Here is a 16,918-nt window from a genome sequence, read left to right on the forward strand (position 1 = left end):
TTTCGGCGGTACGATTGCTTGCCGAATCCCTTCGTCATATTCATTTATAGTCATAACTTATAAGTATTGACACCGATTTAACAACGTAATAAAATCAAGGTATCGAATGGTGTCATAACTTAGTATCAAAAGTAATAGGGGGAATTGTAATGAAGTATGGATATGCAAGAGTATCAACAATCGCCCAAGACTTGGAAGCACAACTTCAAGCGTTGGAAGCGGAAGGTTGCGACAAAATATATAAAGAGAAATTCACAGGGACAACGAAGAAGCGTCCCGAATTCGAATCATTGCTAGAAGTATTGTCGCAAGATGACACGCTTGTTATTACTAAATTAGACCGCTTTGCAAGGTCGGCAATCGACGCAATGACAACAATAAAAGAACTATTCGATCGTGGCGTAAAGGTACACGTTTTGAATATGGGGATTGTCGAAGATACGCCAACAGGACGATTAATCTTCAACATTATGAGTTCATTCGCTGAATTCGAAAGGGATATGATTGTAACAAGAACGCAAGAAGGCAAAGCAATAGCGAAGCAGCGGGAAGACTTTCGAGAAGGAAGACCGAAGAAATTCACGAAGAAACAAATCGAACATGCCCTTTCATTGTTGGACGAAGGGAATTCATATAAAGAAGTCGAAGCGACAACGGGAATAAGTAAATCAACGTTAATACGGGCGAAAAGGGAACGGGAAGGAAAGGCGTCGAAATGATTCGGCGTCTTATTTTTATGTCTTAATACGTAAAGCGAAAACACTTGACAAACCATTGACGTTATTTAGATTGTTCGTGTTTTTCTTGTTTGATTCTTTCGGACATAGAGGGACGCGAAAAAGGCTTCCAGCGAATTCTTGAAACGTTATTTTTCGTTATTTAAACGTTTCTCTATCGTTTCCCCTTCGAACCCAAAACGAAGCCCGCAACGCCAAAAACGATACCCTTTTTCTTTTACAACGAATCGTTATTCAGTTAAATATCGCATTACATTAAAACGTCATTCATGTGTAAGCAGTGACAAATTCAATAAGACCATCAAAAGACGGTCTCTTCATTCACTAACGCACCCGTTAGCCATCCATGAAGCGCAAAAATCGACACTTCACCACAGATAATGAAAATGGATAGGAAGTTTCAATCTGATCCTGACCTTAATTCAGTCAACCCTAATCCATAGACTTATTTATTATCGCTCTCCTCTTTTTTTTAACGATTGAGCAGGGTCTTCTTAAGTATTGTCATTCTTCTAATCTTGAAGAAACTTATTTTCATTGTAGTTTAAGTACAAATCTTCACAAGTTTAAAATCAATCTCCATTTTAATTGTATATGTCATAAATACCAAATAAGCAGCCCCAAAAAGTGGGGCTACTTAATTACAAAGATTTTCTTTTTAGAGTTCTTGAATGGTTGGACGAACAATCATCTCATTAATCGCCACATCTGATGGTTGTTCAATTGCAAATCCAATGGCACGAGCAATGCTAACAGGCTCGATTCCAATTTTGCTATCTTCAACGATTGCAGATTTTAATTCTGGATCTGAAATGGCTTCAAGTAATTCTGTAGTAATAGTTCCTGGCGAGATAATGGTTGTACGAATATTGTTACTAGCCTCTTCTATACGAAGACCTTCCGTAATGGCACGTACAGCAAACTTTGTACCACTATAAACTGCACCAGCAGGGAATACTAAATGACCAGCGATTGAGGAAACATTAATGATATGCCCTTCTTTTCTTTCTCTCATGGACGGAAGAACAGCAGCAATGCCATAAAGAACACCCTTGATGTTCACATCAATCATCGTATCCCATTCATTAATTTTTTTCTGATGAACAGGTGATAGCGGCATTACTCCTGCATTATTGACCATTACATCAATTTTCCCAAACTCTTTAAGGGCATACTCAGCTAACTCTTCCATTTGTTCGTGTGAGGCAACATCAGTCACTTTATAAATAGCGTGCCCGCCATTATTTTGAATCTCTTCTTGTAATTTCTTTAATCTATCTTCTCGACGAGCCGCCAGTACCAGCTTCGCACCTTTAAATGCAAGTTTTTTTGCAGTAGCTTCACCAATCCCGCTAGAGGCACCAGTAATAATGACAACCTTATCTTGAATATTTGACATATAAGCGACATCCTCTCTTTATTCTTCGATCTTAAACCATGGACCTGAAGCTTGAATTATGCCCCAAAGTTTTTCTGGAAGCTCAAGGTCACTTACTTTTGAAGTCTTAATTGCTGTCTCAATTTCTGTTTCTTTTCCAATCTGTACCTTTTCAACCCAGTCTGGATTCATTATTAACCCGTGACCAATCGCTGCTAGAGATAAACCCTTATTTAATGCAGATGCAACATCATCAGCAGTTACCATAAAACCAGCAGCCATTACAGGAACTCTGCCGTTTACATGTTCAACAATTAATTCAAGACGTGTTTTTCCATCTTCAATGCCTCGTGGTTTTGAAGATACATCATCAAGTGATACATGGATGTAATCCAAATCCTGTTCAACCAGACGGTCAATTAACTCATAGGCATCTTCCATCCCATAACCGCCATTTTCTTCGGGTGATATTCTATATCCTAAAATAAACGGTCTTGTTGCGTGATTCTTAATCACATTTTTCATTTCCTGAATGACTGCCAATGGGAAACGCAAGCGATTTTCTAGAGAGCCACCCCATTCATCCTCACGTCTATTGAAGAAAGGAGAGAAGAAGTTTTGAAGTAAAAATCCGTGTGCACCATGAATTTCAACACCATCAAAACCAGCTTCAATCGCTCGTCTGGTTGTTTCTCCAAAAGCATGAATCACTTCTATTATTTCATCATGTGAAAGTTCTCTAGGTAATACTGAAGGAGCAAATGCAGTAGCTTCAGTCTCTACAGCACTGGAACTAACCACCTCACCATTTGGAGTTAAAGATGGCAGTGCTTTGTTGCCTGCATGAAATATTTGAAGCAACGCAGGAGCTCCCCCACTTTTCGCAGCCTCCGCCAATTTCCGTAGACTTGGAATAAATTTATCATCATAAGCTGCGAATTCATGCGTAAAACCTATACCGTTTGGTTGAACATGAGTACATCCTGTGATAACAAGTCCTACTCCATTGACTCTTTTTTTATAATATTTTATTTCTTCATCTGAAACGGTGTAATCATCATTACTGCTCCAAGTTGTCATTGGTACCATAACGACTCTATTTTTTATGGTGATACCATTTTTAAATGTAAATGATTCAAATAAGTTGCTATATTTTGTGTTCATTTTCTAACCTCTTTCTTGTTCTAGTTAGTTTTGCACTATTTTGTAAAGTTGTATCATATGGTGCAAGAATAGGTTAATCCTTAGAGAGCACTCTAAGGCAAGTGTTTTTTTATTTTTATTTTTTCGATTACGAGTTGTTTCAAAAAGACGCAAATGGAAAAACAACTGGCTGTTTAATTTTAAGAGAAACAGTCTCCTAATTCATTTTCATAAAAATTAATTTTATTATCCAGATGTTCTAAACTTTGACGAAGCTTTTCAAATTCTTCCACTACTTTTTTTCGATGATTTTTAAGTAAAGCTAACCGGTCTTCCATTGTTTCATCCCCAACATGCCCCCACATGGCAAATTGCTTCATTTCTTTTAGAGACATCCCCGTATTTTTTAGATGTAGCAATGATTCAATCCACAATTTATTTTCATCCGAGTAGATTCTGACATTGTTATCGTCTCTGTTTACTTTTATTAATCCTTCCTTTTCATAAAACCTCAAGGTATGTTCGCTTAACCCAACGATTTTAGAAAATTCTCCAATAGAATATGTCAATTTAACCGCCTCCATTAAATCTGATATGTCTATATCTTCCTTCATTATTAATTTCTAACACAATGTAAGAGTAATACTTAGAGTGTACTCCAAGTCAAGGGATTATATTTTGTCTCTCTATGACGCACTAACATTTTTTAGATTAATTTGGTTTCGTCAGGCAATAAAAAAGGAAAACTCGCCAATACTACGAATTTTCCTTTTTTAATGTTATCCCATTCCTTATTTAACAAAACTGCTTAGTTAGCTGAATAAAAAAAAGCGTTACAGTTAAGTAAAGCTTTTAATGTTTGGTGCTCCGTTTTAAAATCTCCTTATTTTCACCGCAACATTTTGTAGCGATAGAAACGAAGACCTTTCGCCTTCCCTTCTTCTTTCCCCTTCGATATCTATTCGATTATTGATCGTTATTATTAAATGTCATTCGAACGAAATGCAGCGACAATAACGCCTTTTATATTAGGATTCTGATATAATGGAAGCAAAAACGAAAGAAAGTGATATTGTTGAGGTTTCCGATTTACGACCCGATTCTTTCCGACTTCGTTAATATTGATATTCCGTTAAATAATTTCCAAAGGTACGCAAAGGATATCGAAGAATTTTTAGATAATAGATTTTTAGAAACGGTTGTAGACCGAGAGGAAGACGAAGAAGACAACGAAGAAGGCTATGAGAATGAGGAAGACGAAGACGATTCTTTTATTAGAAGTTTAAATTCCTTTTCGTTTTTTCAAGGCGATAAATATCGTTATGGAATCGAGTTCCCCCATATTATGAGGACGTCATTATTTTATACTTGTTTCGCTTTTTTAGAAAATTATCTTATAAAGGCATGTAAAGATATACGGCAAAGAAAGCTGGTTGACCTTGATATTAGCGATTTAAGGCATAACGGAATAGAAAAAGCACAAGTTTACTTAAAAAAGGTTGCGGGGTTAAATTTTCCCGATAAATCACCCGAATGGAGTTATATTCGAAAATGTAATAAAGTACGGAATCTTTTAATACATAACGGCGGATATATAGACGGGAACAACGAAAAGCAAATAAAAGAAATCGAATCTATAAAAGGCATTCGAGTAGATAAAAATTTCTTTGAAAATAGAATTCTTTTAGATGATTCATTTTGTTTCGAATTCATTCAGAAAATGCGGATTTTTATAAAAGAGGTTTCAAAAGAACTTAGTCAACCAAACCATTTTTGACAAAAAAAAAATGCCCCTTGCGGGACGATCGCAAAGGGCAAAATACTTTCGATGGGCTTCGTGTCGGCGAAGTAGTTCCCGCCTTTAGAGGTAATACATGATGATTACAAACGAAGAAGAAAAAGAAGTTCTTTCGCCTAATATGTGCCGTAAAAATGCCATTTTGTGACGCTTTGCTTGAATTCATTTACACGGAACGAATGAAAAGTTTCACTTTTTACGCTTGGGACAATATTTGTTATTATATTTTTAAGGACGTTCGGACGTCTTCAAGCACTTCGCCTCGTCAAATCTATACAATCGGCGGGGATTCTTTCAAATGATATTTTTTCGGGCGGTGAATTACTTTGAAGCAATACTTGAAAGACCGTCTTCTTGTTGTTTCGATCGAAGCACATAAGAAGATTATCACGGAAGGAGAATCCGTTGACCTGGCGTCTATCTATTACGAAGAAGGAACACCCCTTGACCGTGTTCATCAATACAACGCATTTACAATTTTATCGAAATTACAATTCCCGAAGGACGAAGCAAGCGACCCTGCAAGCGATTCAACGAAGTTTCTTGACGATTTGGCAGCTAAACAACTTCCAAACGAAGAAATCATTCAATCATTGTTAACCTATCGGGAAAAAGTCGTCAATTCGTGAAGGATTTGCGTTTTTATTTGTTGTCAATTTTTTAGAAAAGCGTTACAATGGTCGTAAATTAAATGATACGGTTCATTTGAACGAAGGACGTCGCCGTGAACGTTGGTTGTCTTCGTCTAAGCATTCGAATAGGTCAAACGCTTGATATAATCGCATTTTTCACCGTTTAGCTCAACGAAATATAGTTACGTTCCAGTTTCCTAAACTGTAGGTCGGAGGTTCGAATCCTCTTCGGGACGTCAAAAAGCCTTGATTTTTCAAGGCTTTTTATTTTTGTTTAAGGCTTTGATAAATAGTATCTATTTTGATTTAAAAAGCCTGACTCTATTCAGTCAGGCCTTTCTGTTATCCCTTAATTTGAATATTCCCCTTCAGCTTCCTTCTTGGCTGAACCTTGAAAACTTTTCGGACCACTCCAAAATAAATCAATAAAGCGATAAAGCTAGTTGCAAACATAATTACCCCCATTGGAATGGCTGAATACTCTCCAGCTATACCGACAAGTGGAGCTGTTAAGGACCCCAGAACAAATGGCAAAAGCCCTAAAAGCGCAGAGGCACTTCCTGCTATATGACCTTGTTTCTCCATAGCTAACGTGAACGAAGTGGAAGAAATGACGGCCAATGATCCAATAAACAAGAAGATAGGAATCGCAACAGCAATGAGTGGCGCCTTCAACAGAAGAGCTGCAAGTAACACAGCCCCTGCTATGTTAGCCGTAAATAACCCGATCTTTAAGAAGGTCGTTTCAGATATATAATCTGCTAAACGTCCAACCAATTGACTTCCAATAATCAGCGCTACACCATTCACTCCAAATAATAAACTGAATACTTGCGGAGATACACCGTAAATATTTTGATAAACAAAAGGAATACCTGAAACATATGCAAAGATCCCAGCAACGATTAATCCTTGAGTAAAGGCATAGCCTATAAACTCCCGATCCCGGAACAAGGAACCAAAATTCTTAAGAACCTGTGAAAAATCACTTGGGACACGCCTTTCCTCAGGTAAGGTTTCCTCTAGTTTCCATGTAACCATTAAAACTAAGACCATACCTATACAAGATAAAACTAGAAAAACTCCTGACCAATCTGTAAACGCCAGTATAATGGCTCCGGCAATCGGTGCCACGATCGGTCCGAGATTTCCCACTAACATCAATAAAGAGAAAAACTTAGTCAGTTCTCTTCCACTGTAGAGATCTCGAACGATCGCTCTAGAAATAACGAGGCCACCTGCTGCAGCAAAGCCTTGTATGAAACGGGCACCAATAAAAGTGTAAATATTGGGTGCAAATGCACAAATTACAGAAGCGGTTAAATACAAAAAGAGAAAAGTCCTGAGCGGTTTCCGCCGGCCTTGCACATCACTCATCGGTCCAATAATTAATTGACCCAATCCTAATCCAAGTAGGCAAGTCGTTAAGCTAACTTGAACGAGAGATGCCGTCGTATCATAGTCCTTCACAATCGTAGGAAAGGATGGCAGGTACGTATCGATCGTAAATGGGCCTAAAAGACCAAGTGACCCTAGTAGTAAAGCAAGTTGTAATCGTTTCGTGCCTGTTAAAGTATTCAACTATTACTCTCCTTTCTATAAAACCATTGGTATGTATTTTTACAATGGTCAACACCATAACTAGTTTGTAACGTAACATGCATACAAAAATAGCATAGGACAAATTACTTCGTCAAGCGAAATATTTTATAAAGATCTTTGAAAAACAGATCGAAGATTCATGATTTAGCAAAAGAGCAGGATAAATCCTGCTCTTTGAAATGATAAGCTATGTTCTTAGTGTCAATTCATATAGCGATATTCTCTCAGACTATTTAAAATAGAGATTTCCTGTAATAATTTCTCTCCAACATTTGTTTCCCTAACCTTTTTTCTCTTTAACTCTTCATCTACTACTCTTTTAATTGATAAAACGTCTGTCCCGTTAAGTAAAACATCCTCTTTTGAATTAAAATGCTTGTGGGCGACCAGTTGCATACCGAAGGAATTATAGAGTAACGTATATCCTGCTATACCTGTTGTTGATTGATAAGCTTTGGAAAAACCTCCATCGATCACGATCATCTTACCATTTGCTTTAATTGGATCTTCGCCCTCAATTTCTTTGACGGGTGTATGCCCATTGATAATATGGCCCTGGTCAGGATTCAGATTAAATTCTGTAAGGAGTTTGCTGCAAATTTCTTCATTTTCACGTAAATAGTAATATGGGTTCTTTCTCTCTTTATGGGTCGCCTTATCCTTTATAAAGTACCTCTCAAAAGTGGTCATTTCTCTTTTTCCAAAGAGTGATGAATATTCTCCTGTCCATAAATACCAGACCATATCCGTCGCAAGATCATCTGACACTTCAGGGTGTGCAAAAGCATGCCGTAAATACCGTTCAAAAACATCAAGTAATTCACGACCTGAATAGGTATTATTTTCAATTACCATTTTTTCCATATTCCCTTTTTCATCTAATGGAATACAGCCATGTATCAATAGATTCCCGTTATATCTTAAATAAAGGCTCCCTTTCTTCATCAGGAAATTCATATGCCGTGCCAGCTTTTCTGAATGCTGGACCGAAAATAATAATCTTTCCATCACCTGCTTTTCTTCTTCTAATAATTGGTCAGGCTTCTCCGGATTTACCGTAGCAAAGCAAGTATTTTCTAGGGAGTAGGTTTTCCCATAAATCGTTATTTCGTTCTTGTCATAATCAATTTTCTCAAGTAAAAGCCTTTCCGACATATTAAAAAACGGACGTCTCTTGATAATGGGCATTTCGAGTTTGAACTGAATCATGGCAATGGCTTGATGAATTTTCGTTATTTGTAGTGTTTCAAGATCAGATTGTTTATTTTCTGAATGTACTTTAGGTCTGAAGGCCGGATTGTCTTCATAGTATTTCTCCGCAAGATTCAACAGAGGTCTAAGATTGATTCCATATACATCTTCAATAATATCCAAATTGTCATATCTTGCGCAGATACGAATGATATTGGCAAGACAAACCATTGAACCAGCAAAAGCACCAATCCATAGTACATCATGGTTTCCCCACTGAATATCAACTGAATGATAATTGATCAGAGTATCCATGATTTTATCAGGTTCGGGTCCACGATCATATATATCCCCCACTACATGAAGATGATCGACAACCAATCGCTGAGTGGTATACGCAAGCCCTGTTATAAGCTTATCTGCCTGACCTAAGGAGATGATTTGCTCGACAATTTCCTTATAATATTGCTCCTTATTTTCCGATTGATTGGTTTTGTATAGCAGCTCTTCGATAATAAACACAAACTGACTCGGCAATGCTTTACGTAATTTCGAACGTGTATATTTGGAGGAAGCATGAGAAATAAGCCTGATCATCCGCTCGATGATGACGATATACCATTGGTTTAATTCTTGTTCATTGCTAAAATGACTTTTCATTAATTTTAATTTTTCTTCAGGATAATAAACTAATGTCGCAAATTCATTGATTTCTTTTTCAAATAAAACATCTTGAAACAAGTCTTTAATTCTCTTTTTTACATTCCCTGAACCATTTCGTAACACATGTTGAAAGGCTTGATACTCCCCATGTAAATCACTGACAAAATGTTCTGTCCCCTTTGGTAAATTAAGAATGGCTTCCAGATTAATAATTTCAGTCACCACTTTTTCTTCACAATCATATTTTTGGACTAGCAAATCTAGATATTTTGAATTCAAAACCATGTATCCCCTTTCAAAATTCAGCATTTCTAATAGATTGAGATAATTTGTATATATAATCAGATAGCAGCTTCGATAGGATAGAAATACCACCCATGTATCACGGATAAGGTTTTTGACATCGATTTCTCCTATATCCTGAGTTTACATTTTAATTAAATATATCATATTTCAATATATAAAAAGGCATGTTCTCAAATGAAAACACACCTAAAGATTATTAGAATTCTATTTTCCCTTGACAGGGAACAACACCAAAAGTATCTGCATGTTCTTCTAGCTGAACATCGGTAATGGTGTCTTCAAAGCTAGCTAGATTGAATTCGTACGCCCTACCCTTTTCTTAAACCCATTTGCAAGTGGTACGACAATGATGCCGGCGATGACAAGCTGCATGATGTTACCCGGGATAGAACCAAACGGCTGGATCCAGTTGCCGTAAAGGATGACTTCTGTAAAATAATAGCCGACAACCTTGATGATCAGGGCAGTAGCCACTGCTAGTATATGTACGTAAAGCTTTTTGCCTGGCATCTTCTCAGCAATAAGGCCAGCTACATAGCCCATCGTACCAACGATAACAAATGTAAACGGAGCCCATAATGTCCATCCTGAAACAATATCAAAAAGAGCCATACCAAAGGCACCTGCTATCGCTCCTGATTTTTTACCAAAAACAAACGCGGCAATCAAAAGTGGCACGTTACCTAAATGGATCAAGCCTCCATTTCCCATCAATGGCAGCCTGATGTTGATAAACATTGTGGCTAGAAATGTTAATGTAATAAATAGTGCATTGAGAACCAGAATTCTCGTTTTGTTTTGTTCTGTCGTGAACATGTAAATCCCCCTTGCCCTTTCAAATGTTGTGTTCAAGTTAATAAAAAAGATCTCCTCTTCTCTAATGATTACTAGTATAATAAAATCTGACAATATAAAAAGTGCCACTTTTTCAAAAAATGACATGGTCAGAGAGGAGGATTCTCCAATGGATATGCTAATGTTTGAATTGAATAAAAACACGAAAAAACCCTTGTATGAACAGCTTTATATTGGAATTAAAACTGCGATTATGAGCAAACAAATTGAAGTTGGTACGAAACTGCCCTCCAAAAAAAAATTAGCTGATTTTTTAAACATCAGCCAAACTACCATTGAAGTTGCCTATGCTCAACTGATTGCAGAGGGCTTTATTGTGTCAAAACCGCGGATTGGTTTTTTTGTAGAGGATATTAATGAATTACCTTATATCGAAACAGAACAAGTGGAGTTGTCTGTAGAGGAAGCTGAGGAAAAAATAATCCACTTTGACTTTCACCCAGGAAAAATCGATACAGACTCCTTTCCTTTTTCACTGTGGAGAAAATATGCAAAAGATTTATATGATCATCCATCAAAAGAGTTGTTACAGATTGGAGAACCTCAAGGAGAATACACATTACGGACTGAAATAGCAAAATACCTTTATCAATCACGGGCGATTGTGTGTAAACCGGAGCAAATTGTGATTGGCTCGGGTACGGAACAACTCCTTCCGATGATTTTAAGGTTGCTTGAAAATGATTCAAACTTCGCCCTCGAGAATCCCGGCTATTCGGCAATCCCAAGAATTCAACTGCAAAATAAAGCGATTCCGATCCCGGTTGATGAAGATGGATTAATTGTGGATGAGCTTGAAAAAACAAATGCGAATGTGGTTTACATTACCCCATCCCACCAATTTCCGACCGGTGCGGTCCTTTCCGCAACAAGAAGAACACAGCTAATGCATTGGGCAGCAAAGCTCGAGAATCGTTACATCATTGAAGATGATTATGACAGCGAATTCCGTTACACCGGAAAACCCATTCCTGCATTGCAAGGGATGGACCAAAACAATAAGGTCATTTATCTGAGTACGTTCACCAAATCATTAATGCCGTCGTTACGAGTGGCTTATTTTGTTTTGCCTTCAACATTGCTGAAAAAATATAAGGAAACATTCTATTATTATTCAGCGACTGTCCCGAGATTCGACCAGCATATCGTAGCCAGCTTCATGAGAGACGGTTATTTTTCAAAACACTTAAACCGAATGCGAAAAATTTACCGTAAAAAACTTGATAAATTGACCCAAATCTTTAAAACGTATTATCCTGAAGTCATCATCACTGGAGACCAAGCTGGAATGCACATTTTAATTTCCCTTCCCTTGCAAAAAAGTGAAAATGAGTTAAAAACAATCGCGGCTGAAAGCTCTATCGCCATTTACCCTGTAACCGAATATCTGTTAAAGCCAATTAAATATAAGTATCCAACGTTTCTGTTAGGGTTCGGTGGCATCCCTTTGGAGAAAATGGAGGAAGGCATTCACCAATTAATGCAATGCTGGGGAATAGCAAAATAATTATTTTCAGCCCAATTACTATGAGACCAATTAAAAATACCGGAGGGCTCTCCGGTATTTTTATCATTATGGGATTTCAATAAGCGTTTTTCTAAAGATAAACTCTTCTACAACTTTTGCAACGCCGTCATTCATATTGGTATCGGTAATAAAATCCGCCTGGGCTTTGATTTCTTCAGCTGCATTTCCCATCGCAACACCGAGGCCGGCAAATTGGATCATCGATAAATCATTGCCGCTGTCCCCAATCGCAATGACTTCATCCCTGCTGATGCCAAGCTGTTGAATAAGACTATTCAAGCTCGTTCCTTTCGTTACACCGAATTCAGTAAACTCCAAAAAGAATGGCTTTGACCTCATCACGCTTAGTCTTCCTGCAAACTCCTTTTGCAGTTTCTTTTCCACTCTTGCAAGAAGCTCCGGTTCTTCCAGCATCAATACCTTCACAACAGGTTCAGTTACCGCATCGACAAAATTCTTCACTACTTTTATCGGAATTTTTGTCAATTCGCCTTCAATATCGGTATAGGGATTTGCATTTTCTGTAACAATCGTGTCACCGACATACGTATGAATCCATACATTTTCTCGGCGGCTGATCTCATATAACTGATGGACTATTTCAGTTGGCAACATCGAGCTAAACCATTCCTCACCTGTTCGGCAATTGATGATTTTAGCACCGTTAAACGAGAGGATAAAGCTGCCATATTCACTCAAACGTAACTCTTCTGCTATGCTCAGCATTGCACTTGTTGGCCGTCCAGAAGCCAGTACAACCTTCACACCTGCTTCCTGCGCTTCCATCAGTGCTTGCTTTGTTCTCGGGGAAATAGTCAAATCATCGCGCAGCAGTGTATCATCCAAATCCAGGACAATCATTTTATAGTTCATTCTAGTTTTCCCTTCCTATTAAAATACTTTTTTATTTTACTATAGAGGAAAGAGAAAAACCATGATTGACATAATTCCTCCATACTTACTAGATTTAGGGGCTTTTCTTCTGTTTGCCTGCATAGAATGTAGACAAGCGTACGTCCTCTCTCAATGAGAATTATTAACTTGGAGGGAATAACCTAATGCATTTTATTGAAGATGTAAAAGATGTAAAGTTTAGTTTTTTGGAAAAGCCACCGGCTTCGTCCATGACCCATGCCTTCGTTTATGTTAATCATCAAAACAAATACTATGCCGTTAAAAATGGAGAGCGACTGTCACGTAGTGAATTGCGGATTGGCAAGTATAAAAAGGTTTATACCGTCAATATGCAGCAGGAAACCATCATTTATAAGGAGGAAGTCCCATCCGCTACTAGAGGAAGAAGGTTTCTTGTCAATTTATCTATTGATATTGCCGTGGAACACCCTGAACGGTTAGTTCAACAAAATGCAGGAGAGATTGGCAGCATTATTAACAATCATCTTCCCTTCTGGGTGGAATCGGAAGCAAGATTTTATCCGATTGAAGAGGAGCTGGATTTCGCCCGGCATATTGAGGAATTTTTTCAAACCTCACGATTAGTCAAGGTCTTACGAGAGGCTGGTATTGTGGTTCGGAATGTTCGGGTATTAATCCGGCAAGGTATTCGAGACCAGCGCCATGATGAGGCGATCGCCGATTTAGACCGGAACGCAGAACTATCTGCCTATCAAGAGGCTCTGGACTTGGAGGAGTCGCGCCGGATTTCGGCCTCGATTAAAGAAGCTCTCCAAGCAGGTGATTTTATCACAGCAGGGAAGCTTGGAGAAAAGAATGAAATGGCAAAGCGGTTAGTAGAATCGGAGTTTAGCCAAAATCATGCCTTTAAAAATGAGGTAAACAAACAACTTTTTAATTTGATCAACGATCACTCAATTGACCAGTTTGAGGCAGAACAAAGATTAGCCAAACTAAAAAAGCTATTCCCCTATCTCCCTGGTAATCTAGAAAATAGAAATAGACAGATTTCTAGTCCAAGAAGAGAACTTCCATCCTATTTCAATAAAGGAGATTAGCAATGGTGGTATCCATTTTAGATCAGCTGTTTAGGACATGGTCTTTTCTTTCTCTCCTGCCGGAATGGTTGCGAATTTTTTTTGCTCTCTTTGTGCTCCTGCAACTCGCGAGGATGATTTTGTTGTACATGGTACCTCCCTTCTTAAACTTATTGTGCCGTTTTTTGCAAAAAACACATCATCTCCTTTCTTACCCAATCATGATACTTCTTTGCACGATGCAAAGAAGACGGAGAGAAGCTGGGAAAGCTGGCATATCGATATGGGTCGATATTTTAGAAGGAATGTTTGCTTTGTTTGAACGTTTTTTCAACAAAATGATCCAACTTTCTAAGAAACGGACAAGGAATAAGAGAAAGATTAAAAGATGGACTTTCCATTTCGCCACAACTTTAGTGATTTTGCTTACTGCTGCCATCATGAACAATCCAAACGAGTGGTATGCACAAAAATGGAATAATGCTGAGGTATGGTTAAACCAAGATCAGGTCCACGTTCAAGCAACAGGATCCACTCCTGATCCAAAAGAATTCATTTTAAATAAGAATTATGAAGAAGGCGGCAATATTCGGGAAGCTCCCGATCTAACCGCTCCACGTAAATACACGATTAAAAATGGAGAAATCATGCACTTTTTGAATGAAGAACAAGTAGATTCAGAAGGAATTAAGTGGCTTAAAGTTCAAACCGCAAACGGGATCGAAGGCTGGATTTCATCCTTGATTGTCAGGGAAAAACGATAAATCTTACCGGCTCAAGGGAAAAATTTAAAGCAATAACCAAAAAAGGAGAGTTGACTGCAAATAGTCATCTCTCCTTTTAATTACATTTAAATAGAACATAACATGATTTATACAAACTGAATTGACCCAAACTCACCATGCGGATGGTTTTGTAAATTAAATCTTCTATACTCATATTGTAATTTCGATAGTGATAATTTATAAAGCTGCTGATCTTCTTTATTGTATACGTTTAAGAAAATTAACTTATTGATAAGTTTTTGTCGCTTTTTTTCATCATTATTTCTCATCAGAAACACTCCTTTAGTTTTACACAAGCTATCCATTGAGTACGACAATTATTCATTATATTCGATTAATTTTATTATAAACTTATAATTCCTATCTGTAAAGTAGGAATTAAGTTTAAATAATGAAGACACTTTCATGACAGTGTCTTCACGAATTTATTGACAAAATTTGAGTACCTAAAATTACACAGTGATGATCCATAAGGAAACTCGTATTTTACCCATTCTTCTATTTCGACTTATTCCTGATCTTCCTAAGATACCTCTTCAAACTGACTATTGTAAAGCTCCGCATAGAAACCATTTTTCTCAAGCAGTTCAAAGTGATTTCCACTCTCGATAATGTCTCCATCCTTCATTACTAATATGAGGTCAGCATTTTTAATCGTAGAAAGTCTATGGGCAATCACGAATGAAGTCTTGCCAACGGTCAATTTATCCATAGCTTGTTGAATCAATACTTCTGTACGGGTATCAACCGAACTTGTTGCCTCATCTAAAATGAGTAATGGTTTATGATCAACCATGGCACGAGCAATGGTAATCAACTGTTTTTGGCCAGTGGAAAGATTGGCTTTATCATCTAGAATCGTATCATAGCCTTTTGGAAGAGTCTGAATGAAATGATGAAGTCCTACTGCTTTACATGCTTCTACTACTTCTTCATTCGTCACTCCCTTTCTGGAATAGACAATATTTTCGTGAATGGTGCCTTCAAACAACCATGTGTCTTGAAGAACCATACTGAAAAGATCGTGAATATTCCCCCGTGTCAGTTTGTTTGTTGGTATACCATCAATCAAAATTTCCCCGCTATTTACTTCATAGAATCGCATCAGCAGGTTGACCAAGGTTGTTTTACCGGCACCGGTAGGACCGACAATCGCTACTTTTTGTCCTGCCTTTGCATTGGCTGAAAAATTCTTAATTACCATTTTATCTTCGCTATAGCCAAAGCGAACATTCTTAAATTCGACATCACCAATGGCCTTTTCAAGTTTTTCCTTCTTTACACTTTCTTCTGCAAGTTCTTCTTCCGCAAGGAATTCAAATACTCGTTCACTAGCAGCCGCTGTAGACTGTAAGTTAGTAGCCGCCTGGGCAATTTGTGAGAGTGGCTGTGTAAACAGTCGGATATAGATCATAAAAGCAACAATGACACCAAAAGAAATGACATTATTTACTGCAAGCACTGCACCCACGATGCTAACAACCACATAGCCAAAGTTTCCAATAAACATCATTAATGGCATCATCAGGCCTGACATAAATTGAGATTTCCAAGCGCTATCATATAGTCTTGTATTGATTTCATGGAAGGTTTCCTTGGCATTTTTTTCACCATTATAAACCTTTACCACATGATGGCCAGAATAAATTTCTTCAATATGACCGTTTAACTTTCCAAGCTCTTTTTGCTGCTGAACGAAGTATTTTTGAGACTTTGAGATGATAAACGTCATTAAAGCAAATCCTATAATTGTAGAAAGAATGGCAGATATAGCCATGATCCAGTTTGTATAAAACATCATGATGAGTGAGCCAAGGAACATGGTGATTGCCGAAACAAGTGTACTTAAGCTCTGGTTCATCGTCTGTCCAATCATATCGACATCATTCGTTATCCGGCTTAAAACATCTCCGGTACTAGTAGTGTCAAAGTATTTTAATGGCAGTCGATTGATTTTAGTAGATAAATCGGTCCTTAAATTCTTTGACACTCGCTGTGTGACCGTGACCATAATAAATCCTTGTATATAGTTAAATAGAGCTCCTAGGCCATATAAAAAGGCAAGAATGGCTGCCACATTGACCACCGCATTAATATCAACGCTCGTCATTAATCCTTCTGTAATCAAATCTGTAATCTCACTAAGCAGCTCCGGTCCCACAATATTGAAAATGGCCCCTGCCATCGCAAGCACCAATGCGATGATGATCATTGGTAAAAAGACTTTACAATATTGCATGAGCTGACTTATGGTTTTTTTGAAATTCTTAGGTTTTGCTCCAGGGCCAGGCATAGACCCTGGTCCTCCCATTCCTCCAGGAGGTGTCTTTCTGTTATGTTCATGGCTA

15 protein-coding genes are annotated in these 16,918 nt (G+C 37.8%); 6 read left to right on the top strand and 9 right to left on the bottom strand.

The features are described from left to right. The first annotated feature begins 149 nt into the window (after nt 1-149). The gene (locus ACWM35_RS01375; protein ID WP_454814746.1) at nt 150-719 is read left to right on the top strand and encodes a recombinase family protein; all 570 of its coding nucleotides are present in this window, start codon (nt 150-152) and stop codon (nt 717-719) included. Nucleotides 720-1,395: 676 nt separating this feature from the next. Here ACWM35_RS01375 and ACWM35_RS01380 read toward each other — a convergent pair. The 3 genes from ACWM35_RS01380 to ACWM35_RS01390 all read right to left on the bottom strand — a co-directional run bounded on the left by ACWM35_RS01380 (nt 1,396) and on the right by ACWM35_RS01390 (nt 3,827). Beyond that, a complete protein-coding gene (locus ACWM35_RS01380; RefSeq protein ID WP_454814748.1) occupies nt 1,396-2,136 on the bottom strand; it encodes an SDR family oxidoreductase in 741 nt (246 codons plus the stop codon). 18 nt (nt 2,137-2,154) lie between these two features. Further along, the gene (locus tag ACWM35_RS01385) at nt 2,155-3,279 is read right to left on the bottom strand and encodes an NADH-dependent flavin oxidoreductase (RefSeq protein ID WP_454814750.1); all 1,125 of its coding nucleotides are present in this window, start codon (nt 3,277-3,279) and stop codon (nt 2,155-2,157) included. A 179-nt stretch (nt 3,280-3,458) separates the two neighbouring features. Next, a complete protein-coding gene (locus ACWM35_RS01390; RefSeq protein ID WP_454814752.1) occupies nt 3,459-3,827 on the bottom strand; it encodes a MerR family transcriptional regulator in 369 nt (122 codons plus the stop codon). A gap of 506 nt (nt 3,828-4,333) precedes the next feature. Here ACWM35_RS01390 and ACWM35_RS01395 point away from each other — a divergent pair. Both ACWM35_RS01395 and ACWM35_RS01400 read left to right on the top strand, forming a co-directional pair. Beyond that, nucleotides 4,334-5,035, top strand: a complete 702-nt coding sequence (locus ACWM35_RS01395; RefSeq protein ID WP_454814754.1) for a hypothetical protein — start codon at nt 4,334-4,336, stop codon at nt 5,033-5,035. Between the two features lie 347 nt (nt 5,036-5,382). Then, complete coding sequence (locus tag ACWM35_RS01400) at nt 5,383-5,685, top strand: hypothetical protein (RefSeq protein WP_454814756.1); 303 nt, start codon at nt 5,383-5,385, stop codon at nt 5,683-5,685. Between the two features lie 345 nt (nt 5,686-6,030). Here the strand turns inward: ACWM35_RS01400 and ACWM35_RS01405 are convergent, their stop codons facing one another. The 3 genes from ACWM35_RS01405 to ACWM35_RS01415 form a co-directional block, all read right to left on the bottom strand. Beyond that, the gene (locus ACWM35_RS01405) at nt 6,031-7,269 is read right to left on the bottom strand and encodes a Bcr/CflA family multidrug efflux MFS transporter (RefSeq protein WP_454814758.1); all 1,239 of its coding nucleotides are present in this window, start codon (nt 7,267-7,269) and stop codon (nt 6,031-6,033) included. 222 nt (nt 7,270-7,491) lie between these two features. Continuing rightward, entirely contained in the window at nt 7,492-9,423 is a 1,932-nt protein-coding gene (gene fbp / locus ACWM35_RS01410) for a fructose-1,6-bisphosphatase (RefSeq protein ID WP_454814760.1), read from the bottom strand. Between the two features lie 315 nt (nt 9,424-9,738). Then, nucleotides 9,739-10,266 carry an ECF transporter S component gene (locus ACWM35_RS01415; RefSeq protein ID WP_454814762.1) on the bottom strand — a complete coding sequence of 176 codons (528 nt, stop codon included), beginning with the start codon at nt 10,264-10,266 and terminating at the stop codon, nt 9,739-9,741. A gap of 148 nt (nt 10,267-10,414) precedes the next feature. Here ACWM35_RS01415 and pdxR point away from each other — a divergent pair, with 148 nt between their 5' ends. After that, nucleotides 10,415-11,812, top strand: a complete 1,398-nt coding sequence (pdxR, locus tag ACWM35_RS01420; RefSeq protein WP_454814764.1) for a MocR-like pyridoxine biosynthesis transcription factor PdxR — start codon at nt 10,415-10,417, stop codon at nt 11,810-11,812. Nucleotides 11,813-11,878: 66 nt separating this feature from the next. Here the strand turns inward: pdxR and ACWM35_RS01425 are convergent, their stop codons facing one another. Then, on the bottom strand, nt 11,879-12,706 hold the full coding sequence (locus ACWM35_RS01425; protein WP_454814766.1) for a Cof-type HAD-IIB family hydrolase: 828 nt from the start codon (nt 12,704-12,706) through the stop codon (nt 11,879-11,881). A gap of 185 nt (nt 12,707-12,891) precedes the next feature. Between ACWM35_RS01425 and ACWM35_RS01430 the strand changes: the two genes are divergently transcribed. Further along, complete coding sequence (locus tag ACWM35_RS01430; RefSeq protein ID WP_454814768.1) at nt 12,892-13,806, top strand: hypothetical protein; 915 nt, start codon at nt 12,892-12,894, stop codon at nt 13,804-13,806. A 2-nt stretch (nt 13,807-13,808) separates the two neighbouring features. Further along, nucleotides 13,809-14,549, top strand: a complete 741-nt coding sequence (locus ACWM35_RS01435; RefSeq protein WP_454814770.1) for an SH3 domain-containing protein — start codon at nt 13,809-13,811, stop codon at nt 14,547-14,549. Between the two features lie 107 nt (nt 14,550-14,656). On the opposite strand, the gene ACWM35_RS01440 is transcribed toward ACWM35_RS01435, so the two are convergent. Further along, the gene (locus ACWM35_RS01440; protein WP_454814772.1) at nt 14,657-14,839 is read right to left on the bottom strand and encodes a Fur-regulated basic protein FbpA; all 183 of its coding nucleotides are present in this window, start codon (nt 14,837-14,839) and stop codon (nt 14,657-14,659) included. A 254-nt stretch (nt 14,840-15,093) separates the two neighbouring features. Then, entirely contained in the window at nt 15,094-16,881 is a 1,788-nt protein-coding gene (locus ACWM35_RS01445) for an ABC transporter ATP-binding protein (RefSeq protein ID WP_454815804.1), read from the bottom strand. Nucleotides 16,882-16,918 lie beyond the last annotated feature (37 nt).

It is taken from the genome of Neobacillus sp. K501 (genome assembly GCF_053749995.1).

Excerpts from the sequence above, each read along its gene's own strand:
- ACWM35_RS01375 (WP_454814746.1), top strand. The coding sequence starts at position 150 with ATGAAGTATGGATATGCAAGAGTATCAACAATCGCCCAAGACTTGGAA.
- ACWM35_RS01380 (WP_454814748.1), bottom strand. The coding sequence starts at position 2,136 with ATGTCAAATATTCAAGATAAGGTTGTCATTATTACTGGTGCCTCTAGC.
- ACWM35_RS01385 (WP_454814750.1), bottom strand. The coding sequence starts at position 3,279 with ATGAACACAAAATATAGCAACTTATTTGAATCATTTACATTTAAAAAT.
- ACWM35_RS01415 (WP_454814762.1), bottom strand. The coding sequence starts at position 10,266 with ATGTTCACGACAGAACAAAACAAAACGAGAATTCTGGTTCTCAATGCA.
- pdxR (WP_454814764.1), top strand. The coding sequence starts at position 10,415 with ATGGATATGCTAATGTTTGAATTGAATAAAAACACGAAAAAACCCTTG.
- ACWM35_RS01425 (WP_454814766.1), bottom strand. The coding sequence starts at position 12,706 with ATGAACTATAAAATGATTGTCCTGGATTTGGATGATACACTGCTGCGC.
- ACWM35_RS01430 (WP_454814768.1), top strand. The coding sequence starts at position 12,892 with ATGCATTTTATTGAAGATGTAAAAGATGTAAAGTTTAGTTTTTTGGAA.
- ACWM35_RS01435 (WP_454814770.1), top strand. The coding sequence starts at position 13,809 with ATGGTGGTATCCATTTTAGATCAGCTGTTTAGGACATGGTCTTTTCTT.
- ACWM35_RS01440 (WP_454814772.1), bottom strand. The coding sequence starts at position 14,839 with ATGAGAAATAATGATGAAAAAAAGCGACAAAAACTTATCAATAAGTTA.
- ACWM35_RS01445 (WP_454815804.1), bottom strand. The coding sequence starts at position 16,881 with ATGGGAGGACCAGGGTCTATGCCTGGCCCTGGAGCAAAACCTAAGAAT.